We start from the raw sequence: 26359 nt of genomic DNA, 5'->3' as shown, positions 1-26359 counted from the left end.
GGGCAGGGGATAACGGGGTTTTGCCGCAACATAAAAAAACCGCCCGGATTTTTACAAGTCCGGGCGGTCTGGTGAAAACTAACAGGGTGCGCGGTAAGCTGCGTCCGGTTAAGTTAACGGCGGATGGTTACATTTTAAAATTAAACAAGCCCATCAAGTCGGTAATGGCGGGTTGGTTGGCAGGGATGTACGCGCCGTTTGAGCCGACAACCGGGTTAGGCAAGTTGTCGCGGCTGCGGTAAGACAGCGGGTTTAGCCCCCAGTTTTTCTCGATGAATTTCAAGATGGACGCATGGTCGCCGTAGCTGTGGTCGATATGGCCTTTTTTCGCCCAAGACGATACGACCAGTAGCGGGATACGGCTACCGTCGCCAAAGAAGTCGATAGGTTGGATGTAGTTGGAGTCATAATAGCCGCCGCCTTCATCAACCGTAACGAAAATGGCGGTGTTTTTCCAGAGCTTTTTATTGGCTTTGACTTGGTTTACCACGCTTAAGACGTACTGCTCAAAGTCAGGTAAAGTCGCATTGGCGGGATGGCCGGCTTTGCTTTCGTAAGGGCGCAAATAGGCAACGGCAGGTAAGCTGCCTTTGCTGATGTCGCTGTCAAAGTTGGCGATAGGTTGCAGATTGTATTTTTGCTCTGTGGTCATAATAGAGGCGAAGCCGGTCAACGGGTCGCAAATGCCGCAATATTCGTTAGGATCAGCGTCACCGTTGCGGCCGCCGCTATAATACTTCCAAGAGATGCCGTTGGCCGCCAATTTGTCGGCGATGGTCGGGATAGTTTGCGGTGGCAGGATAGTTTCTGGCGTGGTGGCTTTAGGATGAAAAGGTTTTAGGTTGCCGTATTGGTCGTAAGCCAAGCCGTAGTTGTTGACTAAATAATAGGTGTTGGCCGCGCAGTTACCGCCGTTAAAAATGTTTTTCTTCCAGATAAACTCAAAAATGGCTTTTACGCCTGGTTGGTTGATGTCACTGCAATTGACATAAGAACCGCCGCTGTAACCGTCTTGCGAATACCAGTTGTTGTTGACGCTGAAAATGGCCGGATCGGTGGTCGGGTTAGGGTTTTCGATTTGCAGGGCGGGCGGTACGGCAGCTTGGCCGTTTTGGGTGTAAAAGCCCACGTCGCCTGTCACCAAGCCGATAAAGTTAGCGCCTGTACCGCCCATGATGAATTGGTGGTAGTTGTCGCTTAACGCGTATTGGTCAGCCAAGGCTTTTAAGATGGGGGCATCGCCTTGGCTCATGTTGTAAAAGCCCATGGCTTCGCCGCCTTGTTGGACATCGGTCGGTGTGCTGTGGCCGCCCCAGTTGCTTTGGTTGCCGATGCCTGTAGTGGTGCCTACCCAGGTGAACAGGTCATTTTTACCCATACTGGTCATTTGCCACATTTGGAAAAAACGGTGGACGGGGTCGCCATAATAGGTTTTTGCCGGAGCCGGATCGTAAGGGGCGTTGGCGTTGGTCATTTGGAAAGGGCCGTTGGGCAGATTGGCAGGATAACGGGTATCTTCTTGGTCAAACGGCAAATCGGTTGCGTAAGTGGTGTTCGGTGCAGGTAAGTAGGCGTAAGGTTTTTTATTGCCAAAGCCGATAGCGTAATTGGCGCCAAAAACGTTTCTGGCCGTTTTTTGTGCGGCCATGGCAAAGTTGGGGCCTGGTGTGCCGTCGGCATTAATAATGCCCTTGGACAGCAAGTTAGCCACTTTTTTGCCTGTTGGCGATTGGTACGCGCCGTAAACATTGTCAAACGTGTGGTTCTCGCCAACGATAACAATAACGTGCTCGATAGGGGTAGTTGTCGTCGCCAGTGCGGCAGGGGCGCAAAGTACGCTCGCTACGGCCATTACAGAATGTCTTAATTTAAACATCGAAACCTCGCAATTAACCAAGTTGAATGGAAGAGTGGGTTGTCCGCAGAGCCGGACACCCGCCACATTACCACAAGGAATATGTGAATTTTATGACCGTTAGGTTAGATGTTTATGACAGTTTGAAATCGGCAGGGATGTATTGATAAGTTAAAATACGCAGGATTTTGTTAATTTCTAATTTTATAGCCAGTTTTAAACACCCACCAGACAAAAGTCAGGCAGATAATAAGAAAACCAAACGTCATGCCAATACTTGTGGCGACATTCACATCGGCAATGCCATAGAAGCTCCAGCGGAAGCCGCTGATCAGGTACACCACCGGATTGAATAGGGTAATTTTCTGCCATAAGGGAGGCAACATATTGATCGAATAGAATGCGCCGCCCAAGAAGGTTAGCGGGGTGACAACCAGCATCGGTATCACCTGTAATTTCTGAAAACTATCAGCCCACAGGCCGATAATAAAGCCGAATAGGCTAAAGGTAACAGCGGTCAGTAAAAGAAAGGCGATCATCCACCAGGGATGGGCGATTTCGTAGGGCACGAACAGGCGGGCTGTGCCCAGAATCAGCAGACCCAGCATCACTGATTTGGTCGCCGCTGCACCCACATAACCGAGCAGCGCTTCCGCCCACGAAACCGGCGCCGATAGCAACTCATAAATGGTGCCCGCCCACTTGGGCATGTAAATTCCGAAAGAGGCATTGGAGATGCTTTCGTTCAGTAAACTTAGCATCACCAACCCTGGGATGATGAAGGCGCCGTAACTGACGCTGTCAATGTCGCCCATACGCGAACCGATGGCTTTGCCGAAGACGATGAAGTACAGCGACGTGGTCAGCACGGGTGCGGCGATGCTTTCCCATATAGTGCGGAAGGTGCGTGCCATTTCAAAGCGGTAAATGGCGCGAATGCCATAGATATTCATTCTTGTGTCTCCGTAGGTTTATGTACCAGGCTGACGAATATGTCTTCCAACGAACTCTCAGTTGAGCGTAAATCTTTGAAATCAATGCCGTGTTCCCCAAGTGCGCGCAGCAGTTCGGCAATGCCGGATTCTTCTTTCTGGCTATCGAAGCTATAAATCAGGGTGTGCCCGTCGTCGGAGAGCGTTAACGGCCAAGCGTTTAAACCGGCCGGGAGGCTGGTCATGGGTTTGCGCAATACTAAGGTGAGCTGCTTTTTGCCCAGCTTGCGCATCAGCCGTGCTTTATCTTCAACAACGATCAGTTCACCTTTGTCGATGACCCCGATGCGGTCAGCCATCTCTTCGGCTTCCTCAATATAATGGGTGGTCAGGATGATGGTGGTGCCTTGTGCGCGAAGCTCGCGCACCATGCGCCACATGTCGTGCCGTAACTCCACGTCCACCCCGGCACTCGGCTCATCAAGGAACAATATCGTCGGCTCATGCGCGAGCGCTTTGGCGATCAGCACCCGGCGTTTCATACCGCCGGACAGATCCTTGATTTTCTGGTTACGTTTGTCCCAAAGCGACAGATCCCGCAGCACTTTTTCGAGATAGGCGGCGTTGGGGGCTTTGCCGAACAGCCCCCGACTGAATTTGACCGTGGCCCAGACCGACTCGAACGCGTCCGTATGCAGTTCCTGCGGCACTAAACCGATGCTTGCCCGCGCCGCGCGGTAGTCCCGCACGGTATCATGGCCATCGGCGGTAATGGTGCCAGAGGTCGCGTTGACAATACCACAGATGATGCTGATCAGCGTCGTCTTGCCCGCCCCATTAGGGCCAAGCAAGGCGAATATTTCACCGCGTTTGATGTCCAGGTTGATGTTTTTCAGTGCTTGGAAGCCGCCGCTATACGTCTTGTTAATGCCGCGCACGAAGATGATAGGGTTGGTGTTATCGGAGGTCATAGCCGTAATGTGTGCATTTTTAGGGATGAATGTAGGCTCATATTGGTTTTGGGGGCTTTTTTAAAGTACACAGTTTATATCCTAAATTCTGCCGAACCGGTAACCAACCACTTTGCAAGCGTCGCGTCAAACGCCTGTTTCGGTTGGGGACGGCTATATTTGCCAATCTAAGTCTGCAAGGTATTGATGTTGATCCCCAACTGGCTGTCTCGGCGACTGGTTTTTCGGATTCGGTTGCCATCTTGACAGCAGATACCCTAAATTCTGCCGCATAGGTTTTCGGTTTTTCTTGGCTCATTTTCGGCTCACACTTTTTAAGATATTTTAAAGTGTGTGTCCGGTTTAGTGTAGCCACATCAAAGCAGGGGGGTGCCCCATTTTTGTCAGCCTGGCGCGTTCGGAGGCGTGCCACTCGGCAGCCGCTTGGGTGTAGGGTAATAGGGTTAAGCCTGAGAGCAACAAATATTGCAAATAGTTTTCCAATTGCTCCCGTTTACGGGAAACGGGTAAGCGTTGGCAGCCGAACAGTAGTTCATGCCACACGATAGTGGCACTGGCAATGCGGTGCCGATGCTGCTGTAGGCTTTGCATGACGTGCGAATGAGGATGCGCTCGCGTTGGTTCTGATAGGATATGGGTGTCGAGTAAATAAATGACGCTCAAAGTTCAACCTCGCGCCCCATGGAGCGGTCACGCACATCTGCAAAAATATCCTCATCTTCAGGAAAATCAGCCGGATTCATTTGCTGCCGGAAACGCTGGATGGCCTGCCAGATGTCATTTTGTTCATTCATGGGATCGGCTTCGCGTACCGATATTTCGACAGTTTTACCGCTAAATAATAATTTTAGGGCTTGCAAGAAGTTGTCATTCAACTCATCTGGCTCCAGCTTATAACGTGTTTGCATAACGGTTTTCTCCTGTGCTATTGAATGTAGTGCTTTTATCTGTAAGTGGGTGTGCAAAAATTTTTTAACCACATTTTTTGCGCACCCACTTATAGCGTAGCATTCATCAGGTCAGCTATAGTTTAACTTAAGAGGGTTGCAGGTTAATCCGTTCGTGGTCAGCCTGTCCCACAGGGCGAACGGTTAATCCCCGACGGTCTATTGAAACTACGGCTTTCAATATGGACGGGGTTTACCACTATCAAGAGTTTAAACTAATTTCTTGGACACACAAAATAAAGTCCAGTTAAAAGGACGGGGTGAAAAACGGCTAAGTTAATGATGCGATAATCACCCGCACCGGAGGCCGGACGCAAGGCAAAAAAAGCCCTGCATATTTATGCAAGGCCTTCATTTACTTGGCTCCCCCAGACGGGTCCGAACCGCCGACTTATAAATTTTAATCTCTTGTAATGTCTGTCTTAATCTAGTTAAATAGTTGATATTTAATATTAATTTATTGCTGTACATTTCTCTGGCATTCTCTAAAATACCCTAATCGAAGGATGGCGTAATGGACATGCCCCGCAAACCCACATAACCAAGACAAACCGGACGCATAACAACCCAAAAATAGGCCAATACCATGAGCATCATCGCTGAAAAAATTTTTGCCGCCGTCAAAACCCTACCCGAACAACAGGCGGCGGAAGTGTTGGATTTTGCCGAATTCTTACAAGCCAAAATGGCGCAACAGCCACACGGGAATAGGGAGAAGGCCTTGGCGACCTTGGATAGGTATCGGGGGCTTTACGATGGCACACCGTTTAATCGGGAAGAACTGCATGAACGCCCTTGAGTTTGCCGACACCAATATCGTGGTGTACGCCGTAGGCCACCCTTCTGAGCGACAGGCCAAAGCCAGGGCAATCCTTGCCGAAGGCCTGACCGTCAGTTCGCAAGTCATTAACGAAACCGTGAGCGTATTATCCCGTAAACAGGGTGTCAGCTTGGCGGTAGCCCATGAAGTTGCCGAAAGCCTGTTGGAACTATGCCAAGTCGCCCCCGTGAACGGGCAAACCATCCGTAAGGCCATTGGCCTGACACGCCGCCATCAGCTTTCCCATTGGGATTCGCTGATCGTGGCGGCGGCCTTGTTGGCAGGCTGTGAAATCCTGTATTCGCAGGATATGCAGCACGGGCAAGTCTTTGATGGGCAGCTTAAAGTGGTCAATCCATTTGTTTGAACGCCACCACTGATGTTAGGTTAGGGCTATTGCTTATAACGTAGCATTCATCAGGTCGGCTGTATTCAGATGCGATAATCGCCCGCACCGGATGGCCGGACGCAAGGCAAAAAAAAAGCCCTGCATAATTCATGCAGGGCCTTCATTTACTTGGCTCCCCCGGACGGGCTCGAACCGCCGACCTAGTGATTAACAGTACAAGAAACAGTGACTTTCTTGCGCCCTCTTCTGCATCATCCTACGGGATTTAAGGATCTTCCGCATTATCCGCTATCCCATTTCCACTGTCAAGTTCCGGCAAAGACCGGAAAAAGACCGTCGCTTCGTCCCCCAGAAGAGTACCGGATGAAAAATATTTTTGATGTGGCTACATTAGTCAATATCCAGATTAGCATTTAACATGAGTTGCATCGAAAATTGACTATAACAACATAGCGTCAATCACCTATAATCAATAGGTTACAAAAGTACCTGATTGCTGAAATCAGCCTGTGTGGCAAACTTCCTTTGCCAAGTAGGCACATGCTTAGACTGGACGTTAATCTGGATAATGACTATTTTAGATTTTAGATATTTTTAGCTCTAAAATTGTTACTCAGCTTATTTGTAAAAAGTATTGATATAATCTGACAATTCGGGAAACTAGTTTCGGTTTGATCTTACACTGACAGACAAAGATCGGCTCATACCGATCGACTAACGTATCAGGTCAATGATAGGAGAGAGTCGGAAAGCTAATATTCAACTAGCGTAGCATTCAGATGCTTATCCCTGCCGTAATGTTACAATTTTCAGCGGCTATTTTATAATCGGAAACACCATATACCATTAGGGCTTTATCTAATTCACGAAAGTTGTAATTGGTGTAGTGCTTTTCATTGTGCAATTCTTTCAATCTTCGAAGAAATAATATGAATCCTTGATATTTTGACAGTTTGTTTTTTATCGAGGTAGTTGATGCAGGCAATCTTGGTGTGCCTATGTTACAAAAATCATCGGGGAACTCCTTTGAAAGCAAACCACATGCTGCCTCGATATTTCGATCTACGATTGGATAAGTACTTGGATGGCAAAAGTGTAAAACTGCTGAAATAGTAGGCAATTGAAACCCTTTTATACTCAAAAAATTTTCAAATAACTTTGCATGTGCTTTAGAGAGTTTATCTTCTGATGGTTCGGTACTCTTAATTTCTGCTATTAGATTTACCGCATCATAAAAATTTACTGGGAATGGTATTTGTGATTTGTAATTCTTTATTTTTATAAGTGGAACAACCAAATCAAGAACAGCTTTAGCATTATCCGAATCCAAAATACTTTGCACTTTTTCAATAGTTGGCAGGGTAGCAACTAAAGTAGAAATTTTCCCATATTCACTATCGGCGTAGTCGGGGTATGCCTGGTTGAAGTAATCTTTATATTGTTCTAAGTTTCTCATATTTGGATTTCTCTACTTGGGGCGCTCATGCTTCACATCACCAGCGGCAAAAAGCGGCGCGGGAAACAAGCACTATTTTTTGCTGTCCGACGGCATGTGATCGTTAGCAATATTAATCATCTTTAGACATTACATGAGCGCAGTAACCGCAGAATGGCTCTGTATATAATTCTTCTGGTTGGATGGTCGAGCTACATCTTTGGCATTCATGCTCTGCAACATGCCCACAAGATGAACATATGCCTTCATTATATAAGTAAATGCCATCGCATTCGGGGCAATCAGTTATCGGAAGTTCTCCGCCTTGGGTATGCGCTAAATAGACTTCACTGCCAAAATAGTCGGAAATAACAGGTTTCACAATATCTTCATACGGAAGAGCCTTGCCACATGATTTACATGTATATTCAACTTCTATTGCTTCTACATTTCGTTCCGATGGAGTTATTAAGCCAGAACCACATTTGGCACATGAATAGCTTTCAAAGGCATTCAATATTTCATCATTGAAATAGCTTAGTGTTTCAAGGGCTTCTACGCATGTCGTTTTTTCTTTCTCGTAGACTTCATTGACTTTAATAAGTACGCCCCATGCATCATCTCCTAAAAGTTGCTTAGGATCTTCGCTAAGATGCTCAGATATAAAATCTCTTATTATCAAAAATGAATCAGATATTAGTTGCTGTACCGATTGAGTATTACGAGAGCTAAAGTAATGCTCAATATCGTTTCGGTACTTATTGATATTATCAACGCGTTTCCAGTCAATGGATATACCAAGAGAGTCGAAGCGCTCCTTGATATTTTGAACATCTACTGTTTTATTGCCTTTTCCTATCCACCTAACTGCCCCCGTTACATCTATTTCAGGCAGAACCCTCTGTTTAATTAAAGCCTCATCAGAATCTGGAGGACTTAATTCGCAAAGTTTATGCTTAAAGAGTAAAAGTATCCCAGCAAAGATATTTCTCGTTGAGGATACTATTCGCCTCTCATCTGGAGACTGATAATCCTCAAGCCCGATGGCTATAGAATCTATCGCGTTTTTCAGGATGCTCATTTCTTTCCTTGCACTGCTATAGAGTCCGGCGTTAAGCAAACGACAGGCTAAATGTTGGTGCGCTCGGTTAGGGTCATAGTGCAATGGCTAAAGACCATTGCACTCCACTCTGTATCGCTCAATTAGTGATGGTATCTATAACGTTACGGTGAGGGCGGCAGCCAATAACAATTGTCGCCACTGCCAATTTTTTGGGTCTCGACCAAACGCTCAATAGCTCGTTGAAACGCTTTTCGCTTGGCTTCTTTCGTAGGATTGTCCATTTTCGAGTACGTTTCAGTTTTCACATAGTCGGCTTTCAATGCCCTTGCTGGTATCTTGCCAGATACCACGCAAGCATCTGTCGCATGGACAAATTGGTCGCTAGGCGCATTTGCCAATACCGCCAATATGGTGTTCTCAATATCAGATGATGTGGAACCCTTTTGTTTTGAAGGGATTTGTTCGGTTGGTTCCAACACTACACCGCCAACATCTTTATTAAGCTCAATGGATTTCAGCTTAAAGCTCATAGGGGATGGAGGGTCAAAATCTTTTACCTTCGTGTTTTCTACCGTAACCGTGTCGCCTTCTTTTTTTACGCTATATTCAACATCCATTGCAGCACGAATGGAACTGCTCCCCCGTCCACGTCCTTTCGACTCATGGCCTGAATGATGGATGATAAGCACTGTTGCGCCTGTGGTCTTCAGGTAAGTGTCAATATTCGACAGTAGCTGAGAAATATCCCGGGCACTATTTTCATCTCCATCACCAAAATTGCGGTGCAATGTATCAATAACGATCAATGCCACTTTCCCAACCTGATCAATCGCATTGCGCACGCTCTCTATGCTTTTTTGGTCGACAATTGCGGCGGGCATTTCTGAAATATGCAAGTTGTTCGGTGGCGGCACTTCATATTTTTTAGCCAAAACGCTGAATCTTTTTCTAAGCCCACTAAAACCCTCGCCCGCAATGTAGACCACATTCCCTGTGGCGGTTTCCAACCCATGAAACATCAAGCCAGCGGCGATGCAAAAACACATATCTTGGACGTATAGGCTTTTACCACTAGACGGATTGCCGAATATCAGACCTAGGTTACCCTTTTCAATCATGCCATGGATAAGCCATTCGTTTAAGGGTGATTGCCCTGACAGCAACTCCTCACATGTTAGCAATTTAAAGCCACCATTTGGCAGGGTGATCGTTTTTACAGGCGGCTTATCTCGATGTTGAGCCAAAGCGCATGAATCTGGCTTTAGATAGATGCTGTAATAAAAAAGCTCCGCTTCCCTGGCTTGCAGAGCCATCAGGGCGTAATCTTCGTCATTTGGCTGGATCGGTGCATCTAATATAAGAATTTCTTTTTCCCTGGCTTGCAGAGCCATCAGAGCGTAATCTTTGTCACTGATGTTACGCAGCCCTTAGTTTTTGCAACTCTTCATAAGCCATTTGGTTGGCCTTGACGAACAGCTTGGCCCGCATAGCGAAATGATTGGTTTTATGTTTTATCTTCAGGCATTCGAGCTTGAACACGGCATAGATGGACATGAAGATGTGGTTGTTTTGTGTGATGACTGTGCGGGTGGGTGATTTTGCCAGCCCCGCATTGGATTTTAGCGATTTGTGGAACTCTTCGACTTTCCACCGTTTTTGGTAGATCGCCGAGGCTTGTCCGCCGTCGCACGCCAAGTCGCTGCACACCAGATTCAACAAGCCGATGCTGCCGTCTTTGTTTGTAAAGACCCGCCGGACGAACAGCACTTCTTGGGGGAAGCCTTTCATCCAGCCGCGCACCGCCTGTTGATCCGCCAATTCCAGTTGACTGATCCGTACATAGCGTCCTTCTTTTTTGTCTTCTTCCGTCAGCGCCACCAAGCGGTTGTCCTTCAAGGCGCTGATGAAGTGCTTGCCTTTCTTGAGGATGAACTCGAAGTTCTCCTTGGCGGCAAACCAGCTGTCGGTCAGGACATAACGGAACTTGATGGCGTTCGCCACGCAGGCCGCGGCATCGCCGACAAGCCCGTCGCCGTTGCAAAGCCTTGATTGCAGATCAGGTAGTCTGTGTAGAGTTCTATTTTTTCTTTTTCCATCCGTCAATGATACTCTTTTTGGGATGGGGTGCGTAACATCAGTTACCAGTGCAAAACCGCCCAAACGCACCTTTTAACTACAATCAGCACTGCTTTATCCCGCTATTATCCTGCCCACATTACTTCCAACAAGCCACAAGTTCTTGCTTAATTTTGACCTTACAAAAGCCAGCAAGATGCCAATCTCAGAAGGCTTGTCGCTCCGTGTTATCCGCCTCCTTTCATCCTGAGCCATTACCGTTATCCCCTCAGTTTACCCCCACCCCTAATCATCAACACATACAATCCGTCAAATGACTCATGAGTCATTTGACGGATAGCTGGTAAGATCAGTTTTTTATACAGTGGACATCAGACCCCTTCAGCATTTAACCTGAATGCGGCTACTGCCCGACGATGTTTGGGGTAGAACCGTGCTTATTACCGTGCCTACTGGGTAAAGCAAAATCTTATATTGCACCATATATGGGTTTTGCGCTTGCCATCAGAACACGTTTCATGAGGAGATAGAGAGAAAAATCCGACCTATTTGCCCGCGTTGAGTATAAAAACCCTTAGAGGATCTAAGCCTTGGCTTACGATTAGGTTATGCACATACACGACACCAGCCGATGAAAAACAAAAACATTTACCAAAACATCTCAAAAATCCGCCGCGATTATAATTCTTGGGTGGCGAATGAAAGCCTGGAAGACTATGCTTTGCGTTTTGCCCCGCGCAGTTTCCGCAAATGGTCGGAGTTTCAGGTTGCCAACACCGCCTTCGGCTCGACATCGTTTTTGGTGCTGGAGGCCATCGGCGGCTTTTTGGCGATACATTACGGCTTCACCAACGCTTTTTGGGCGATTTTAATTGTCGGACTGGTGATTTTTATCACCAGCTTCCCGATCAGCTATTACGCCGCCCGTTACAATATTGACATCGACCTGCTCACCCGCAGTGCCGGGTTCGGTTACATCGGCTCCACCGTCACCTCACTGATCTATGCGTCATTCACCTTTACCTTGTTCGCCCTAGAAGCCTCGATCATGTCCTTGGCTTTAGAACTGTATTTCCATATCCCCATTGCCCTCGCCCATGTCATCAGCGCCGTTATTGTCATCCCTTTAGTGACTTTCGGTATCACCACTATTAGTCGGATGCAATTATGGACGCAACCTGTTTGGCTGGCATTGTTAATCGCCCCCTATATCGCCGTGGTCATGCGCGAGCAAGATGCCCTGCTGACGGTAGAAAGTTATTTTTGGATAGCCGGTAGCGGTCAAGGCTTTAATTGGCTGTTGTTCGGCAGTGCCACCACAGTGGCCTTTTCGATGGTCGCACAAATCGGCGAACAAGTGGACTTTTTGCGCTTTATGCCGGAAAAAACCGCCGACAACAAACTGCGCTGGTGGTTGGCGACCATCAGCGCCGGGCCGGGCTGGATTATTTTTGGGATGCTCAGGCAATTGGGCGGGGCACTCTTAGCGCATCTGGCCATGCGCCACGGCATCCCCCCCGAACATGCCCACGAACCGACCCAAATGTACCTCATCGCCTATCAGGAATTGTTTCCTAACCCTGAATGGGCCTTAGCGGCGACCACCTTGTTTGTGGTGATTAGCCAACTAAAAATCAATGTCACCAATGCCTACGCCGGGTCATTGGCTTGGTCGAACTTTTTTTCGCGTATTACCCACAGCCACCCTGGGCGGGTTATCTGGCTGCTGTTCAACGTGCTGATTGCCTTATTGCTGATGGAATTTGGCGTGTTCGGCGCCTTGGAAAAAGTCCTGGGGCTGTTTTCCAATATGTCGATCGCCTGGATCAGTGCGGTCGCGGCAGAATTGCTGATTAACAAGCCGCTCAAACTCAGCCCCGACATCATCGAATTTAAACGCGCCTACCTGCCCGACTTAAATCCGGTCGGCATTATCGCCACTTTTGTCGCCTCACTGGTGTCGATACTCGCCTATATCGGTCTATTTGGCGAGGCCGCAAAAGCATTTTCTGCGTTCATCTCGCTAAGTCTGGCTTTTATCCTCGTCCCCAGCATCGCCTATTTTACTGGCCACAAGCACTATTTGGCGCGTGACCGCAATAAGCAGAACCGCCGCAGCCATAACCAATGCTGCATTTGTGAAAATGAATTCGAGCATGAAGATATCGCCTATTGCCCGGCTTACAACGGCAGTATATGCTCATTGTGTTGCACCTTAGATGCCCGGTGCCTGGATGCCTGCAAACCGGGGGCGCGGCTGGACGATTATCTGGAACTGTTCGCCCGACGCTTTATGCCTTCCGCCATGAATCTCACCGCGCGTTTGCGACTGTTACGCTTCGTCCTGCTGTTTGGCTTTTTGTCGGTGCTGACCAGCATTTTCATCGGCATCATTTATTATCAGGATCTCTTGGCGGCGGAAACGTCACTAAAGGCTTTTGAACTGCTTCTGGCTAACTTTGTCAAAGTCTACACGTCGTTGATGGTGTTTATCGGCCTGTGTACTTGGTGGCTGATCTTAAATGACGAAAGCCGCCGCGTCGCCCACGAAGAAACGGGCAAGCAGACGCATTTATTATTAACCGAAATTGAAGAACATAAAAAAACCGATGCCAAACTGGAGCAAGCCATTAAAATGGCCGACACTGCCAACAGCGCGAAAAGCCGTTTTTTAAGCAATATGAGCCACGAAATCCGCACACCCTTAAACAGTATCATCGGTTATTCATACATCCTACATAAAGACCCCAGCATCCCCGAACACCGCCGCCAAGCCGTGGACACCCTAAAACGCAGCGGTGAACATTTGGCGGCACTGATTGAAGACATCCTCGACATTGCCCGCATCGAAGCGCGGAAATTTGAGCTAAACTACGAGCCGATCAATTTTCAGGCCTTTATCGAACATCTGGTGCGCATCTACAAAGTCCAAGCCGAAGATAAAGGCGTGGCGTTCCGCTGCCAGATACTCAGCACCTTACCGCAGCGGGTGCGGGCTGATGAAAAGCGGGTCGGGCAAATTTTAATGAACATCCTCAGCAATGCCGTCAAATTTACCCAAGCGGGGGAAATCACCTTACGCATAGGTTATAGCGGCGGGGTGGCAAATTTCCAGATTATCGATACCGGGCAAGGCATAGAGCCTAGCCAATTGGACGCTATTTTCCAACCCTTCACCCGCTTGAATACCACCACCGGCAATGCCATTTCCGGCAGCGGCTTGGGGTTGACCATCAGTAAAATCCTCGCGGAAATTATGGGCGGCGATTTGGCGGTGACCAGCACTGTCGGCAAAGGCTCCACATTTACCGTGCGGCTGTTTTTACCTAATTTAGGCGCAGCCACTGCCCCTGAACCCCAAGACAACATTACCGGCTATCGTGGGCGGCGACAAACCGCCCTAGTAGTTGACGACCAGCCAGAACACCGTGATGTGATGGTGTCGATTCTGGAACCCCTAGGTTTTGTTATGCTGACCGCCAGTGACGGTAACGAATGCCTGACCCAAGCCCAAACCCATAAACCCGATGTGGTACTGTTAGACTTGACCATGCCAGGCATGGGCGGAGCGGAAACGGCGATACATTTGCGTAAAAACGGCTTGCTGAAACCGATTATTGTCCTTAGTGCTAACGCCTATCCGGCTGACCGGGCGACCGCCATCCAAGCCGGCTGCAACGATTTTTTGGCAAAACCCATCCAAGTCGGCGACTTGCTCTATAAACTCAAACTCCATTTAGGATTGACTTGGATTTGCCAAAACGAAGAACCAGATTTGAGCATCGCGGCAGATGAGGCGTTACAATTGCCGCCTGCCGAGATGTTACAAAAACTCCAGGCATTTGTGCGTATCGGTGATTTGCTGGGGTTGAATAAAAAACTCGATGAACTCATTAAAGACAATCCAGAATACAAGCCGTTAAGCCTGCGCATCAAAACTTTAACCAGCGAATTCCGGTTGGCGGAAATTAAAAAATTATTGGCTTAAATTTTCTCAGCCTAGGCAATGCCCCTCCCGAAAAAGGGCATAAGCTAATTGAGCCATACGGGGCAGGCCTTACAAGGTATTAAGTGACGGACGGTTTATGCCCGTTCCTAAGTAACCTGCCCCCCCCCCTACTATACTTGACGCTTTTGCATAGGAGATTATGCTTTGGACACCACCACATCCTCCGCTAACGGCACGATTATGATTGTTGACGACACCCCCGGCAATTTGGCGTTGCTGTCCGACACACTCTCGGAAGCCAATTATCGGGTGCTAGTGGCAACTGACGGGCTGTCGGCCATTGAGCAAATCGACTACCTGAAACCGGATATTATCCTCATGGATGTCATGATGCCGGGCATAGATGGGTTTGAGACTTGCCGCCGCCTAAAAGCCAACCCGATAACAGCGGCCATTCCGGTACTGTTTATGACAGGCCTAAGCGAACTCGACAATTTATTGCGCGGCTTTGATGAAGGTGGCTTGGATTACATCGTCAAACCCATACGCCCACCCGAAGTGCTGGCGCGGATCGAAGTGCATCTGGCTTTGGCGCGTGATCGGCAACGCGCCGAAAACGCCTTAACCCATAGCCCGTTTTGCGCCTTAGCGGTGAATTATCAAGGTTCTCTCACTTGGTTGACCCCCGCGACGGAGGTATTGCTGACAGAACTGGCACCGAACGCCCTATTTCAGATCGGCAATCCGTTACCCAAACCGATCTTGGATTGGTTTAAAAGCAGCCGCCTCAATACCGACCACAATACCGATGAATTCCGTAGCCCTAACGGCATCACTATCCGCATGAGCGCCTGCCAAAATGCTGGAGAGTACCTGTTATTGCTGAAAAAAACTGCCGCCGACTGGAATTTGGAGTCTTTAAAAGATGCCTTAGGACTGACGTTCCGGGAAGCGGAAATATTAATGTGGATATCGCGCGGCAAAACCAACAAAGAAGTCGGGCTGATCTTAGAAAGCAGCCACCGCACCGTCAATAAGCATCTGGAACATATTTACGAAAAACTCGGCGTAACCACCCGCGCCGCCGCCGTCGCTATGGTACTGCAAAAGACCGGGACGTATTGACCGCCATGACAGCTAGCAGCGGGCACCTATCCGCTTAAGCAAAAAGCGCCTAACCTCCGGCGGACACCCTTTAGCGCATTATTATCGGGCTAACAGAGAGCCCCTGAGCTTGCCCTTTACTGCCCAGGCTGCACCACAGGCGCATTTTCCACCCGTTGCTTAACGTCCAAGGTTTCGGCATTAATGGATTCAACCAAATCCTTATGATCTTTTTGCTGCTGCTCGACCTTATCATGAATCCGCTTCACATCGGCATTCGCTTCTTTGGTCATACAGCTATAATAAACCAGCGCCTCTTGCTGCCAAGTGTTAATGGCGGCGACGCTGTCGTTAAATCCCGGCACAGAATCATAATTCAACGCGGGGGCTATCGGCTTAGGCCCGCACTCGCTGGGTTCCCAACCGTCTTTAGTCAACGTACCAGCGGTAGAGCTTACAGCACCTAGGCACAAGCCAGAAAAAATAGCCAAACGCAATAGTGTCATCATGTATAGGTCTCCTGAACAGGGGGGAGGAATATAGAAGTCATCGCCAAGGTATGCCTATTGCCAAAACCGCTGCCAAGACCAATCTTTAAATTGTAGTCGGTTTTTTCTTATCTGTGCCAAAAACAGGCAAAAAAAGCCGTACAAGCCACTGTTTACAGGCTAAGAGAACATAAAGCCAGCAGACTCAGCCAAGTGGGCTTACCCTTTGATTAAGCAATTCCAGTACAAAGCCATTGATCTTAGCATTAAAAAATACAGTTATCGGCAGCCAGCATTTTCTGCTTATGCCCCTTTAGCCAACTGCTGTTGCGCCGACGCTAACCATTGTGCCGTATGCGGATTATTAAAACGCCGATGCAATTGCTCAATATCACTAATAAACAATTTGGCTAACGCGTAAGCAATGTCAGAGGGAATGTCGGGATATTGATGGGAATTGATGCGCTGCTTAGCCATCGCACAAATATGCTCATCAGATGCATCAACGCCTAAAAATAAACACACATCCTTTAGCAATTGCTCAGGCGTGTCACGAATTTGTTCTTGGAAGCCGATAAATATCTGCTCGGGCGGATAATATTTTTCCCAACGATGTAAATTTTTGAGAAACCGCGAACTGGCCTGATGCGTAGCATTGCCGATAAATTTTTCAATGGCTTCGGGATCAGCCGTATGCAAGCCTTGGCTACCGAATTTAGGGCGGTGGAACATCGCCAAATCCGACCATATCCTATCAATAGGGTTACGCAGCAGGTAAATGATTTTCGCATCCGGCACCAAGGCATGGACTTTGGCGATTTTCGCCTCACCTAAAATGGCATAGCGCGGCGTAATTTCCCCAGCAACCTGGCCTTTGGCTGGCTTAAATAAGGAAAGATACCAGTGCTGGGTACGGATAGAAAAATAGTAGCTGACATACCACCCTAAGGCTTGTTGGCCTTCCCGCACTTTAGCAAAATCCCGCACCATCCGATTTTTCGCCCAATGGCGGATAGGGCGCATCGGGGCAAACAGCAGAAAAAAAAAGGGGACTAACGGCGGAAAATCAAAGAAATGCAGTTCTTTTTCAGGGGGTAGCCAAATATTAGGATGGTTTCGTAAATTGCGGTCTAACCAGGTCGTACCGGCTTTTTGTGAACCGATAACCAGAAAATCAGGAATCATGATAAGTGACAGGTGATCGTAAAAAGAACCTCCCTTTGCCCGCATCAATTGCGTAAGCTCAAGCACCAATCAGGTGAGCCAGGCAAAAAAAGGCGACGGAAAATTGGATGCAATGGCTCACATTATCGCATAGATTAGCTGGCTACTGGCGACTATTACCGCCGTAGCGGAAATTTTTGCAAGGTTCTGGCTGTGTTTATAAAGCCCAGACCTTTCGGCTTTCTTATGACCCTGCGGAAACAAGGAAGTAAAAAACCTAAAAGGTCTGGCTAACAGACACTCACTGCGCTGTAATTTTTCTTATTAAATCACTGTTTTAATAGTATTTTTTAATATAAACAAGAGCTTTACGCTTTAATGGCGTTAAGCATTTCGCGGGCTTGGGTGGTTTCTTCTTCGGTACCGTGCAACATCAGCAGATACTTATCGGCAATCAGGTCTTTTTCATACTTAATCACGTCTTCTTCCGGCAAGCCCATGCTGATTAACGCCGCCCCTAAGGCTGATAAGCCCCCCATGACCGCCGCGCTTTCCAAGGCTGCCACTAAGGTAGTGACAACAGGCCCTGCGAGGGCGATCAAACCTACGCCAGGAATGAAAAATACCGCTGGCGCGAACAGCAGACCCCAAAAGCCGCCCCATACTGCACCGATGCCGCCCCATGTCTTCACCCGGTCGCCTTTAGTATAAAAACCGACCGGATGCTCTTCCGTTTGATAGCCCTTACCGACAATGGATAGTTTGGCCATATCGAAACCCAATTTATGCAGGCCTTTAATGGCCGCTTCCGCTTCGGTATGGGTGTCAAATACTGAAATTACCGTGTCTTCTGTCGTCATGTCTCACCTCGAAAGCATTTGGAAAATACCGCGCCTGATAGGCCGCTAGGCTGTTCAAGCGGCGGGGTTGGGCGGACTTACCCTATATCCACCACCCCTTAGTATACGCCTAATCTATTTCAGTTCCGATTTATCGCCACCCCAACCGCATTAAAAACCGTCCCCTATGTGCATCGCCATAAAAGGCAACCATGAGCAATCGGGCAAACACGACAGGCCTTTCAGGTTTTGGCAACCTGAAAGGCCTGTTAGTGACGGACGTATTTTATTAATTGCCCCTTAGGACGGCAGATAAGCGCTAGGCACTATGCACCTATAAACTGACGGCCTCTATCAGGCAAATCCCTACCCTGAGCCGAGACAACAGCACTTCGTCAGTCTTGGCTGACAAAACGTTTGGCGTAGGCTTCCAGATGCGGGATGTCAATGCGGTAACCTTTAATCATAATATGCCAATACAGCCAAGGAAAGCCGGTGGTTTTGCCCCACCACCAGATCCGACGGTTCGCCCTAGGGTCTAACCAAGGGAACGATGGGGTAACCTTACCCGCATAAGCAAACTCCGCCAGCATGACGGTGCTCAGTGAAGTGGTCAACGGGCAGGAACCGTAACCATCATAGCCTTCGGCAACCGTTTTGCCGTTGATCAGCGCCAAAATATTATCCACCACCACCGGCACTTGTTTGCGTACCGCCGCTGCGGTTTTGGCGTTCGAGGTCGAACCGGCATCACCTAAGCCGAAAACAGTCGGGTATTTGTTATGCTGTAGGGTTTTATCATTAATATCCACCCAGCCCGCCGCGTTGGCTAAAGGGCTTTGCTTAATGAAATCCGGCGCACTTTGTGGTGGCGTGACATGGATCATATCAAAGGCTTTGCTGACCCGTTCTTTATTGCCGTTACTGTCGGTGACTTCAAAAATGGCGGTTTTGGCAGGGCCGTCAATAGCGACCAGATTATGGTTGAATGATGTAGTAATACCATAATCGGCGACCACTTTACTTAAGGCCTTGGCAAAAAATGGCACACCGAACAGCGCAGGCCCGGCGTTGCAAAATTCAATGGCGAATTTGTCCAAGATGCCTTTTTTGCGGAAGCGGTCAGCGGCCAAATACATGATTTTTTGCGGAGCACCCGCGCATTTGATCGGCATTGGCGGCTGGGTAAACAAAGCCGTACCCCCTTCCAATTTTTGGATACATTCCCAAGTATATTCCACCGTATCCGGCGAATAATTGCTGCACACCTGATTTTTACCCAACGTATCAAGCAAGCCTTCGATTTTCCCCCAATCCAATTGCAAACCAGGGCAAACCACCAGATAGTCATAAGTCACTGCTGCGCCGGAACGCAATGTTACGGTATTGGCTTCGGGTTGGAAGGTCTCGGCATAGTCTTTCAGCCAGTTGACCGACGGATGCAGCAGGTCGGCTTCCTTACGTATCGTTTGCTTTAAGGTATAAGCCCCGCCACCGACAATAGTAAAACCGGGCTGATAGTAATGAGTCTCGGAAGGTTCGACCAGCGTGATGGCGATGCTGGCGTTTTGGCGGCGCAGGTTATTGGCTACCGAAACGCCCGCCGCGCCGCCGCCGATGATTAAGACAGTGGAATGTTGTTGGGTCATAGTTCCTCCAAAATTGAATAAAATTATTCTTGTCATTATTTTAAGCTGGGCGGCCACCCTATTCTATTTAAGATCGCCACCAACAAATGCAGTCAGAAAAGCCACCTGCCCCGATTTTTTTCAACCGCAGGCAACGCGAAGCCCTTTCTTCCCAGCCCTACTATTGAACTAAAATAACGGGCAAGTCAAGAAATTATAGCAATTTTTAAGGCACTTATAAGGCTTCGGCCCTATGTTCCTGAGCAATAAACGGCACACGGCCTTTTTTATCCAAGGCCGCCGCCCACCTCTCGTTGATACTCTTCAACGGCTCCATTTCATCATCAATATAAGCATCGACAGCATGTTGCTCTTCTGGCGAAAGGGCCAGCACTTTAGACATACAGTCGCACGACACTAATGGTGTGCCGCAAAACGGACAAATCTCTTGGGTGCAAAACGGCTCATGCAGCGCACCGTCCGAACACGCGCAATCAGCACAAATTATTAACATGGACAACACTCTCCTATTGTTTTCAACGCTCATAGACCCTTATCAGAGTCATTTTTTAATAAAAACGTATCCGATAGCCTTTATCGCACCGGATAAACATCCCAGTTTAGAATGCTAGCATGGCAGCCCGACAGTTGATAGTAACAATCTCACATTTCAAAAAAATTTTCATCAAAAATTCTGCCGACGCCAAGAAAAGCACTAAGAATGCCAGAAAAAAATAGGAAATTGCAGGCAAAAAAAAAGCGGCTTAGGTAAGCCGCTTAAAGAGAAGGATTTAAAAACTCTAAAACCCCCTAGGGGGGAGCGCATCTCAAGAGTTGGGCTAATCTTACGCGCAAATGCACGGCATGAAAATGTGGCACATTGCCGCGCGGCGGATTGTCGCAGCTAACGGTCACATAAACAGCAAGGGGGAATTCTGCGGACAAAAAAAAGCGGCTTAGATAAGCCGCTTAAAGAGAAGGATATAAAAACTCTAAACCCCCTAGGGGGGAGCGCATCTCAAGAGTTGGGCTAATCTTACGCGCAAATGTGCGGCATGAAAATGTGGCACATTGCCGCGCGGCGGATTGTCGCAGCAGGCTATCTGTTACAACAAGTCGCTCAATCTGGCAAAATCACTTAAGGCCAGCGTTTCGGCGCGGGCACTAGGGTCGACACCAGCGGCCTGGATTTGCTCGGCAGTTAAAAGTTTGCCCAGCGCGTTGCGCAAAGTCTTACGGCGTTGCGAAAAGGCCGCCGTAACAAGACGGCTCAGGTTGGCGACATCACGCACCGCCACTGGCGGTTGCGGGTGCGGTATCAGCCTGACCACGGCGGACATGACTTTGGGGGCAGGGTCAAAACTTTCCGGCGGCACCACAAACAATAGCTCCGGTTCGCAGTAATACTGCATCATAACGCTTAACCTACCGTACTGCTTGCTGCCCGGCTGTGCGCACATACGGTCGACCACCTCTTTTTGCAACATAAAATGCATATCTTCAATACAGGCGGTATTTTCCAGCAAATGGAACAGCAACGGTGTGGAAATGTTATAAGGCAAATTACCGATAACCCGTAGTTTGCCGTCGCCTTCCGCCAACCGCGCAAAATCAAACGCTAAGGCATCGCCGCTGTGGATAGTCAAACGTGGCCTGGCACCGAATTTATCTGTCAGAAAAGCGACCAAATCCCTATCCAGTTCTACGACATCCAAGCGGACACCCGTCTTTAGCAGGGGGTCGGTCAACGCCCCCATGCCCGGCCCTATCTCTACCCAATGCTCATCGGGGTGGGCGGCGGTGCTGGACAATATGTCATTAATAATTGAATGGTCATGCAGAAAATTCTGCCCGAAACGTTTGCGGGGGATATGGGTCATAATGGCGAAGAAGTAGCGGCAAGCGACGGCGAAGCCATCATTAAAGCAGTCTGTAAGGCGACGGACAAGCTACCGACATCGGCTTGGCCAGTCCCGGCCAAATCCAAAGCCGTGCCGTGATCAACTGAAGTACGGATAATCGGCAAGCCGAGGGTGATATTGACGGCTTGCCCAAAGCCTTTATACTTGAGCACAGGCAAACCTTGATCGTGGTACATGGCCAACACAGCATCGGCCTGGCTGAGATATTTCGGGGTGAATAAGGTATCGGCAGGCAAAGGGCCGACCACATCAATACCTTGGTGACGGAAGCTCTCCAAAACCGGCTCGATAACGTCAATTTCCTCCCTGCCCAAATGCCCTCCCTCGCCCGCATGGGGATTCAGGCCACAGACCAAAATACGCGGTTTAGCGATATGGAAACGCTCACGCAAATCGTGTTCCAAAACCCGGATGACCGTTCTTAATCGGCTATGGGTTAAAGCCGCGCTGACTTCGGCCAGCGGCAAATGGATAGTCACCAAAGCGACCCGCAAACCCTCGGTGGCCAGCAACATCACCGGATGCCCTCCGGTCAGTTCGGCAATAAACTCGGTATGGCCAGTAAACGGTAAGCCGGCATCATTAATTATGCCCTTATGGACAGGCGCTGTGACCATTGCGGCAAAGTGCCCGTCCAAACAGCCTCTCGTGGCTTTAGTAATGGTTTTTAAGACATAGCGGCTATTCAGGGCATTCAAGCGACCCACCTGCACAGCCGCCGCCAATTCGACGGGTAACAGGGTCAGGCTGCCGGGCTGGTGCGGCCGAGCCGCCAATTGGCTATCAAAATTATGCAGTTGCAAAGGCAAGCCTAATTGCTCCGCACGTTGCACCATCAACTCAGGGCTGGCAATGACCACCAACTCACAAGGCAACGCCTGTTGCGCCAATTGGATACAAAGGTCAGGGCCGATACCCGCAGGCTCGCCAGGAGTCAGGGCAATACGCAAAAGTGAAGAGGTCATGCAGAAGAGGGGATAATAAAAGTGGAAAAAAGACACCCGGCAATGTTTAGGCCTTACGCACTAGCCTGACACCATAACCGTAATTGATATTGCCATAAAACGCGCTGCCGCTGGTAAAATCGACAATCCACGCGACATTGTTATTATAAGAACCGGCCGAGGCCGACCACATCAAGTCATAATGGCCAGGGAACACCCGGTTATTGATAAAATGTAGGCCTTTGCGGGTATCGCCCGCTTCGAAGTCGATCAGCGTCTTTAGCTCCTCGACTAAGGGCAACCGCCAATCGGTGTAACCTTCATAACCGCCTTGGCGGTTAAACGCCTGAGCCGCTGCAAACGCCTCTTTCCACTCAAAGCGCTCCAAGCGCCCCTGAACTTGCTCATGATACCACTCTTGCCCCAAGGCAAAGCGCAACCACATCAGCCCGTTATGGACATCTTTAGCAATGCCGCCGTTGAGAATAAACTGGCTGTCTTCACCTGCCGTAGCGAAAATATGCCCAAACGGCTTAGCATAGCTTCTATCGACAAATTGCGCGGCAGTTGGGGGGTGTTCATAAATGGCTAAGGCCAATTTCTCGGCCACCAGTTCGTCGGCATCGTCTAATTCATGGTAAGCCGCCGCCAGACCCAGAAACGCTAAAGACCGCAATTCCTTATGGCTAAAAGAGCCGGTGTTGCCTTGTGCAGAGATGCTGGACAGGCTATAAAAACCGGATAAGGCGCCCGATACCAAATCACGTTTGGCATGGGTACGCGCCGAATCTTTTAACTGGCTAAAGGCGCTGCTCAGTGCCGATAAGCGCTGCTGTTCCTGACGGGTCGCCGTTTGCGCCAAGTCGGCATTTAACCGGAGCAAATAAGCGTTAATTTTCGGCGGTTCCAACCCCGAAAAACCCGAAAATAACCCCAACTCACGGGTTAGGGAACTGATTTTGACACGAAATGTCTGGCTAGCAATTTCCGCACTGAAATAATCCAGAATATCCGCCATCACTCTATTCGATTCAACCATAGCTTTATCTCTTGAAGAGTAATCTTAACGATGAGCCTAATACTTGCTGGATACCACTGGGCGATCATAATCGGAGAGGAGTTTACATCGGTTAATGTTAATTGTTACCATTCTAACATTCTATCCCTATAAGATATCTATCTATTTATTTGCGATTTTTTATAGATATTGGGTATATAACGTGCTTAATATCGAATTAGCCAAACTAAGCAGGTTATAATACCGCCCCCCTGCTCCGGGGTATTGCCACATAAAAAATCAACCTTTTGATTTAAAAAATTATTTTAATGTCATGAAAAAATATCTCAACAAAAGCTTACTGACTAATGCGCTATCGGCACTCATTATTGTTGTCGGCTACGTTTGCCCGGTACAACAGGAACTAGTCAAATCCATTGGTTTTTTTGCCTTGTCGGGTGCCATCACCAACTGGCTGGCCATTTACATGCTGTTTGAAAAAGTCCCTTACCTGTACGGTTCAGGGGTTATCCCCGAACGTTTTGAAGAATTTAAACAATCTATCAAACGCCTGATGATGGAGCAGTTTTTTACCGAACGCAATATCGGCCAGTTTATTGAAAATGAAGAAAAACAAGGCGGTAAGCTGCTCAACCTAGAACCACTGCTCAATGCGGTCAATTATGACAAAATTTATGACGGCCTAGTGTCATCAATCATGGAATCCTCATTCGGCGGCATGTTGCTGATGATGGGCGGTGCTGAAGCCTTAACCCCGCTTAAAGAGCCGTTCAGCGCAAAAATGCGTGACACGCTGACCGAAATGGTGCATTCCGAAGTATTCAACACCGCCCTGCAACAAGGCTTGGATGCACACAAGATCAGTGCCGACATTGTCAATAAAATCGAAAGCGTCATCGACAAGCGCCTGAGCGAACTGACCCCGCAATTGGTCAAAGAAATGGTGCAAAGCATCATCAGCGAACATCTAGGCTGGTTAGTGGTTTGGGGCGGGGTATTCGGTGGCCTGTTGGGCGCATTGTTCGGGTTCGCCTAAATGGCGGCGCTTGACCTTGCCTTTGAAGTTTTCGGTACCCCTGGCTCACAACCGCCCCTGCTGATCTTGCACGGTTTTTTCGCCTCCTCACGCAATTGGCGGCAACTGGCCGGAAAATTGGCGAAGCACCAACAGGTTTATGTGCTGGACATGCGTAACCACGGTGCGTCGGCACATCATCCGGCCATGGATTATCCGACAATGGCCGCCGATGTCCGCCGCTTTGTCGACTGCCACGACTTAGGGGTTGTCAATCTGCTAGGGCACAGCATGGGCGGCAAGACCGCCATGTGGTTCGCACTCAACTACCCGACGTACGTCGATAAGCTGATTGTCGCCGATATTGCCCCAGTCAGCTATAGCCATAGCTTCGCCTCACTCATTGCCGCCTTAAAAGCCCTGCCTTTAGCGGATCTGGACAACCGCAAGCAAGCGGAGGCTTATCTCTGCGCCGCCATACCCGAATTAAGCTACCGGCAATTTTTGCTGCAAAACTTGGTACTGATAGATCACCACTACCAATGGCGGATAGATTTGGATATTTTCGCCCGCACCGCCCACCACATTGTCGCCTTTCCGCCCGCCCTACACCTGCAACCATTTACCGGGCCGACCCTGTTTATTTCCGGGGCCCGTTCCGCGTATTTATCGGCAGGGCAAACCCAAGCGCAAACGTTATTTCCCCGCGCCCATTTTAGCCAAATCGCCAATGCCGGACACTGGTTACACGTCGAGCAACCGGCCGCGTTTTTGGCGGAAGTCGGGCGGTTTTTGCAAGCGCCGAAACAGTATTTAAGCCCCATTTGATCTATATCAAAACCATCCGAAAAAGGGCGTGGCACAATAGCCCCACCCTAAGCACGGGGCCACTACATCCTTTAATATCACTTGCGAAAAGAAATTATGAAATCAATCAGCTCAATCATTTTGTTAGTTATCGCTGTCGCCACTTTAACCGCTTGCGATTCAGGTAAAGGCCCAAGCAAACCAGCCAGCGCCACTGCCGCGTCTTCTGCGCAATAACAACCGCATTATCTGCCTAACATAGAAAGGCACAGCGTGGCCTTTCTTATGCTGAGCGCCACAAAGCGCAGGACTCGACAATCAGGGTCAACAGCGCCAAGTCACTAATCTCGACATTGCGCTGCCTGATACGGATGATCCCCTGCCGGTTCAGGTCGGCAAGCTGGCGGCTCACCGTTTCAATCGTCAGGCCTAAAAAATTGGCGATGTCCTGCCGCCGCATACTTAAATTAAACGCGGTGCCGGAAAAACCCAATGCCCCATAGCGCCTTGACAGCATCAACAAAAAGGTCGCCACCCGTTCCTTCGCGCTACGGTGCCCCAGCAAAACGATCTGCTCATGGTCGGAGGCGATTTCTTTGCCTAAAATCCGCATCATCTGCATTTGCAGGCCGGGAATTTCGGTGCACAGCTCTTGTAGCCGCGCTACCGGCACCTCGCACACCGCCGCCGTCTCCAAAGCCACCACCGAACAACTGAAACGGCCATGCTGCAAAGCGTCCAAGCCCATGATCTCACCCGGCAAATAAAAGCCCACTGTCTGCTCAAAGCCATCCGAATCCGCCATAAAACTGCGGAATGAGCCAGATTTTACCGCATACCAATAGAGGCCATCCCCCCCTTGACGATACACATACTCATCCGCCTGTAAGAGCCGTTGGCTTTTAACCGCCGTGGCAAGCTGGGCGACCGCCTCATGGTGCAACCCGTAGGGCAAACATAATTCGGCGAGCCGGCAATGCGGGCAAGCGGACGCGGAGGCAAATGCCATTGTCATCAATCCTTTTGCAAAATG

Annotated in this window: 23 protein-coding genes and 2 pseudogenes; 6 read left to right on the top strand and 19 right to left on the bottom strand. The window is 49.0% G+C overall.

The genetic code is table 11. The annotated features are described in order from the left end of the window. Nucleotides 1-127: 127 nt before the first annotated feature. The 6 genes and pseudogenes from CEK71_RS02330 to CEK71_RS02310 all read right to left on the bottom strand — a co-directional run bounded on the left by CEK71_RS02330 (nucleotide 128) and on the right by CEK71_RS02310 (nucleotide 4666). Complete coding sequence (locus CEK71_RS02330; RefSeq protein ID WP_198328432.1) at nucleotides 128-1852, bottom strand: phospholipase C; 1725 nt, start codon at nucleotides 1850-1852, stop codon at nucleotides 128-130. Between the two features lie 194 nt (nucleotides 1853-2046). Further along, complete coding sequence (locus CEK71_RS02325; protein WP_088617876.1) at nucleotides 2047-2808, bottom strand: ABC transporter permease; 762 nt, start codon at nucleotides 2806-2808, stop codon at nucleotides 2047-2049. Beyond that, nucleotides 2805-3758: an ABC transporter ATP-binding protein gene (locus tag CEK71_RS02320; RefSeq protein ID WP_088617875.1), complete on the bottom strand. Its 954-nt coding sequence runs from the start codon at nucleotides 3756-3758 to the stop codon at nucleotides 2805-2807. The genes CEK71_RS02325 and CEK71_RS02320 overlap by 4 nt, the downstream gene beginning before the upstream one ends. 170 nt (nucleotides 3759-3928) lie before the next feature. Further along, nucleotides 3929-4056: pseudogene (locus CEK71_RS24265) on the bottom strand (IS3 family transposase); the annotation flags it as partial. A 44-nt stretch (nucleotides 4057-4100) separates the two neighbouring features. Then, nucleotides 4101-4421, bottom strand: coding sequence for a PIN domain-containing protein (locus CEK71_RS02315; protein WP_088617874.1), 321 nt, complete (start codon nucleotides 4419-4421; stop codon nucleotides 4101-4103). After that, nucleotides 4418-4666, bottom strand: a complete 249-nt coding sequence (locus tag CEK71_RS02310) for a hypothetical protein (RefSeq protein WP_088617873.1) — start codon at nucleotides 4664-4666, stop codon at nucleotides 4418-4420. The genes CEK71_RS02315 and CEK71_RS02310 overlap by 4 nt, the downstream gene beginning before the upstream one ends. Nucleotides 4667-5291: 625 nt before the next feature. On the opposite strand from CEK71_RS02310, the gene CEK71_RS02305 reads away from it, so the two are divergent. Together CEK71_RS02305 and CEK71_RS02300 are read left to right on the top strand one after the other, a co-directional pair. Beyond that, on the top strand, nucleotides 5292-5504 hold the full coding sequence (locus CEK71_RS02305) for a DUF2281 domain-containing protein (RefSeq protein WP_088617872.1): 213 nt from the start codon (nucleotides 5292-5294) through the stop codon (nucleotides 5502-5504). Further along, complete coding sequence (locus CEK71_RS02300; protein WP_088617871.1) at nucleotides 5491-5892, top strand: PIN domain-containing protein; 402 nt, start codon at nucleotides 5491-5493, stop codon at nucleotides 5890-5892. Before CEK71_RS02305 ends, CEK71_RS02300 begins: the two co-directional genes overlap by 14 nt. A gap of 757 nt (nucleotides 5893-6649) precedes the next feature. On the opposite strand, the gene CEK71_RS02295 is transcribed toward CEK71_RS02300, so the two are convergent. From CEK71_RS02295 to CEK71_RS02280, 4 genes and pseudogenes are all read right to left on the bottom strand, one after another. Then, entirely contained in the window at nucleotides 6650-7330 is a 681-nt protein-coding gene (locus CEK71_RS02295; protein ID WP_088617870.1) for a hypothetical protein, read from the bottom strand. 112 nt (nucleotides 7331-7442) lie between these two features. Next, nucleotides 7443-8390, bottom strand: coding sequence for a hypothetical protein (locus CEK71_RS02290; protein ID WP_088617869.1), 948 nt, complete (start codon nucleotides 8388-8390; stop codon nucleotides 7443-7445). 143 nt (nucleotides 8391-8533) lie between these two features. Beyond that, nucleotides 8534-9763 carry an AAA family ATPase gene (locus CEK71_RS02285; RefSeq protein ID WP_088617868.1) on the bottom strand — a complete coding sequence of 410 codons (1230 nt, stop codon included), beginning with the start codon at nucleotides 9761-9763 and terminating at the stop codon, nucleotides 8534-8536. A 25-nt stretch (nucleotides 9764-9788) separates the two neighbouring features. Then, nucleotides 9789-10382 (bottom strand): annotated as a pseudogene (locus tag CEK71_RS02280) (transposase); the annotation flags it as partial. Between the two features lie 697 nt (nucleotides 10383-11079). Here CEK71_RS02280 and CEK71_RS02275 point away from each other — a divergent pair. Both CEK71_RS02275 and CEK71_RS02270 read left to right on the top strand, forming a co-directional pair. Then, on the top strand, nucleotides 11080-14436 hold the full coding sequence (locus tag CEK71_RS02275) for a hybrid sensor histidine kinase/response regulator (protein ID WP_088617867.1): 3357 nt from the start codon (nucleotides 11080-11082) through the stop codon (nucleotides 14434-14436). A 165-nt stretch (nucleotides 14437-14601) separates the two neighbouring features. Continuing rightward, nucleotides 14602-15522 carry a response regulator transcription factor gene (locus CEK71_RS02270; RefSeq protein ID WP_232463744.1) on the top strand — a complete coding sequence of 307 codons (921 nt, stop codon included), beginning with the start codon at nucleotides 14602-14604 and terminating at the stop codon, nucleotides 15520-15522. A gap of 116 nt (nucleotides 15523-15638) precedes the next feature. On the opposite strand, the gene CEK71_RS02265 is transcribed toward CEK71_RS02270, so the two are convergent. The 8 genes from CEK71_RS02265 to CEK71_RS02230 form a co-directional block, all read right to left on the bottom strand. Then, nucleotides 15639-16010 (bottom strand): hypothetical protein, encoded by a 372-nt coding sequence (locus tag CEK71_RS02265; RefSeq protein WP_088617866.1) that lies wholly within the window; start codon nucleotides 16008-16010, stop codon nucleotides 15639-15641. Between the two features lie 282 nt (nucleotides 16011-16292). Further along, nucleotides 16293-17174, bottom strand: a complete 882-nt coding sequence (locus tag CEK71_RS02260) for a sulfotransferase (RefSeq protein ID WP_157678927.1) — start codon at nucleotides 17172-17174, stop codon at nucleotides 16293-16295. A 347-nt stretch (nucleotides 17175-17521) separates the two neighbouring features. Beyond that, nucleotides 17522-18013, bottom strand: a complete 492-nt coding sequence (locus tag CEK71_RS02255) for a DUF1269 domain-containing family protein (protein WP_088617864.1) — start codon at nucleotides 18011-18013, stop codon at nucleotides 17522-17524. Nucleotides 18014-18387: 374 nt separating this feature from the next. Next, nucleotides 18388-19641, bottom strand: coding sequence for an NAD(P)/FAD-dependent oxidoreductase (locus CEK71_RS02250; protein ID WP_088617863.1), 1254 nt, complete (start codon nucleotides 19639-19641; stop codon nucleotides 18388-18390). Nucleotides 19642-19855: 214 nt separating this feature from the next. After that, entirely contained in the window at nucleotides 19856-20134 is a 279-nt protein-coding gene (locus CEK71_RS02245) for a hypothetical protein (protein ID WP_088617862.1), read from the bottom strand. Nucleotides 20135-20726: 592 nt separating this feature from the next. Beyond that, nucleotides 20727-21500: a 16S rRNA (adenine(1518)-N(6)/adenine(1519)-N(6))-dimethyltransferase RsmA gene (gene rsmA, locus CEK71_RS02240; RefSeq protein WP_088617861.1), complete on the bottom strand. Its 774-nt coding sequence runs from the start codon at nucleotides 21498-21500 to the stop codon at nucleotides 20727-20729. After that, nucleotides 21497-22507 (bottom strand): 4-hydroxythreonine-4-phosphate dehydrogenase PdxA, encoded by a 1011-nt coding sequence (pdxA, locus tag CEK71_RS02235; protein ID WP_088617860.1) that lies wholly within the window; start codon nucleotides 22505-22507, stop codon nucleotides 21497-21499. Before pdxA ends, rsmA begins: the two co-directional genes overlap by 4 nt. Nucleotides 22508-22553: 46 nt before the next feature. Beyond that, nucleotides 22554-23525 (bottom strand): Lcl C-terminal domain-containing protein, encoded by a 972-nt coding sequence (locus CEK71_RS02230; RefSeq protein ID WP_088617859.1) that lies wholly within the window; start codon nucleotides 23523-23525, stop codon nucleotides 22554-22556. Nucleotides 23526-23817: 292 nt separating this feature from the next. Between CEK71_RS02230 and CEK71_RS02225 the strand changes: the two genes are divergently transcribed. Beyond that, nucleotides 23818-24540, top strand: coding sequence for a DUF445 domain-containing protein (locus tag CEK71_RS02225; protein ID WP_088617858.1), 723 nt, complete (start codon nucleotides 23818-23820; stop codon nucleotides 24538-24540). Then, the gene (locus tag CEK71_RS02220) at nucleotides 24541-25347 is read left to right on the top strand and encodes an alpha/beta fold hydrolase (RefSeq protein ID WP_088617857.1); all 807 of its coding nucleotides are present in this window, start codon (nucleotides 24541-24543) and stop codon (nucleotides 25345-25347) included. Nucleotides 25348-25609: 262 nt separating this feature from the next. Here CEK71_RS02220 and CEK71_RS02215 read toward each other — a convergent pair whose 3' ends face one another. Then, the gene (locus CEK71_RS02215; RefSeq protein ID WP_088617856.1) at nucleotides 25610-26335 is read right to left on the bottom strand and encodes a helix-turn-helix domain-containing protein; all 726 of its coding nucleotides are present in this window, start codon (nucleotides 26333-26335) and stop codon (nucleotides 25610-25612) included. Between the last annotated feature and the right edge of the window lie 24 nt (nucleotides 26336-26359).

The organism is Methylovulum psychrotolerans (genome assembly GCF_002209385.1).
Classification (GTDB): Bacteria; Pseudomonadota; Gammaproteobacteria; order Methylococcales; family Methylomonadaceae; genus Methylovulum; species Methylovulum psychrotolerans.
The sequence above is the reverse complement of the archived record's forward strand: the minus strand, read 5'-3'. Positions and strand labels throughout refer to the sequence as shown.

Excerpts from the sequence above, each read along its gene's own strand:
- CEK71_RS02330 (WP_198328432.1), bottom strand. The coding sequence starts at position 1,852 with ATGGCCGTAGCGAGCGTACTTTGCGCCCCTGCCGCACTGGCGACGACA.
- CEK71_RS02325 (WP_088617876.1), bottom strand. The coding sequence starts at position 2,808 with ATGAATATCTATGGCATTCGCGCCATTTACCGCTTTGAAATGGCACGC.
- CEK71_RS02320 (WP_088617875.1), bottom strand. The coding sequence starts at position 3,758 with ATGACCTCCGATAACACCAACCCTATCATCTTCGTGCGCGGCATTAAC.
- CEK71_RS02310 (WP_088617873.1), bottom strand. The coding sequence starts at position 4,666 with ATGCAAACACGTTATAAGCTGGAGCCAGATGAGTTGAATGACAACTTC.
- CEK71_RS02305 (WP_088617872.1), top strand. The coding sequence starts at position 5,292 with ATGAGCATCATCGCTGAAAAAATTTTTGCCGCCGTCAAAACCCTACCC.
- CEK71_RS02300 (WP_088617871.1), top strand. The coding sequence starts at position 5,491 with ATGAACGCCCTTGAGTTTGCCGACACCAATATCGTGGTGTACGCCGTA.
- CEK71_RS02295 (WP_088617870.1), bottom strand. The coding sequence starts at position 7,330 with ATGAGAAACTTAGAACAATATAAAGATTACTTCAACCAGGCATACCCC.
- CEK71_RS02290 (WP_088617869.1), bottom strand. The coding sequence starts at position 8,390 with ATGAGCATCCTGAAAAACGCGATAGATTCTATAGCCATCGGGCTTGAG.
- CEK71_RS02285 (WP_088617868.1), bottom strand. The coding sequence starts at position 9,763 with ATGGCTCTGCAAGCCAGGGAAAAAGAAATTCTTATATTAGATGCACCG.
- CEK71_RS02275 (WP_088617867.1), top strand. The coding sequence starts at position 11,080 with ATGAAAAACAAAAACATTTACCAAAACATCTCAAAAATCCGCCGCGAT.
- CEK71_RS02265 (WP_088617866.1), bottom strand. The coding sequence starts at position 16,010 with ATGATGACACTATTGCGTTTGGCTATTTTTTCTGGCTTGTGCCTAGGT.
- CEK71_RS02260 (WP_157678927.1), bottom strand. The coding sequence starts at position 17,174 with ATGATTCCTGATTTTCTGGTTATCGGTTCACAAAAAGCCGGTACGACC.
- CEK71_RS02255 (WP_088617864.1), bottom strand. The coding sequence starts at position 18,013 with ATGACGACAGAAGACACGGTAATTTCAGTATTTGACACCCATACCGAA.
- CEK71_RS02250 (WP_088617863.1), bottom strand. The coding sequence starts at position 19,641 with ATGACCCAACAACATTCCACTGTCTTAATCATCGGCGGCGGCGCGGCG.
- CEK71_RS02245 (WP_088617862.1), bottom strand. The coding sequence starts at position 20,134 with ATGTTAATAATTTGTGCTGATTGCGCGTGTTCGGACGGTGCGCTGCAT.
- rsmA (WP_088617861.1), bottom strand. The coding sequence starts at position 21,500 with ATGACCCATATCCCCCGCAAACGTTTCGGGCAGAATTTTCTGCATGAC.
- pdxA (WP_088617860.1), bottom strand. The coding sequence starts at position 22,507 with ATGACCTCTTCACTTTTGCGTATTGCCCTGACTCCTGGCGAGCCTGCG.
- CEK71_RS02230 (WP_088617859.1), bottom strand. The coding sequence starts at position 23,525 with ATGGTTGAATCGAATAGAGTGATGGCGGATATTCTGGATTATTTCAGT.
- CEK71_RS02225 (WP_088617858.1), top strand. The coding sequence starts at position 23,818 with ATGAAAAAATATCTCAACAAAAGCTTACTGACTAATGCGCTATCGGCA.
- CEK71_RS02220 (WP_088617857.1), top strand. The coding sequence starts at position 24,541 with ATGGCGGCGCTTGACCTTGCCTTTGAAGTTTTCGGTACCCCTGGCTCA.
- CEK71_RS02215 (WP_088617856.1), bottom strand. The coding sequence starts at position 26,335 with ATGGCATTTGCCTCCGCGTCCGCTTGCCCGCATTGCCGGCTCGCCGAA.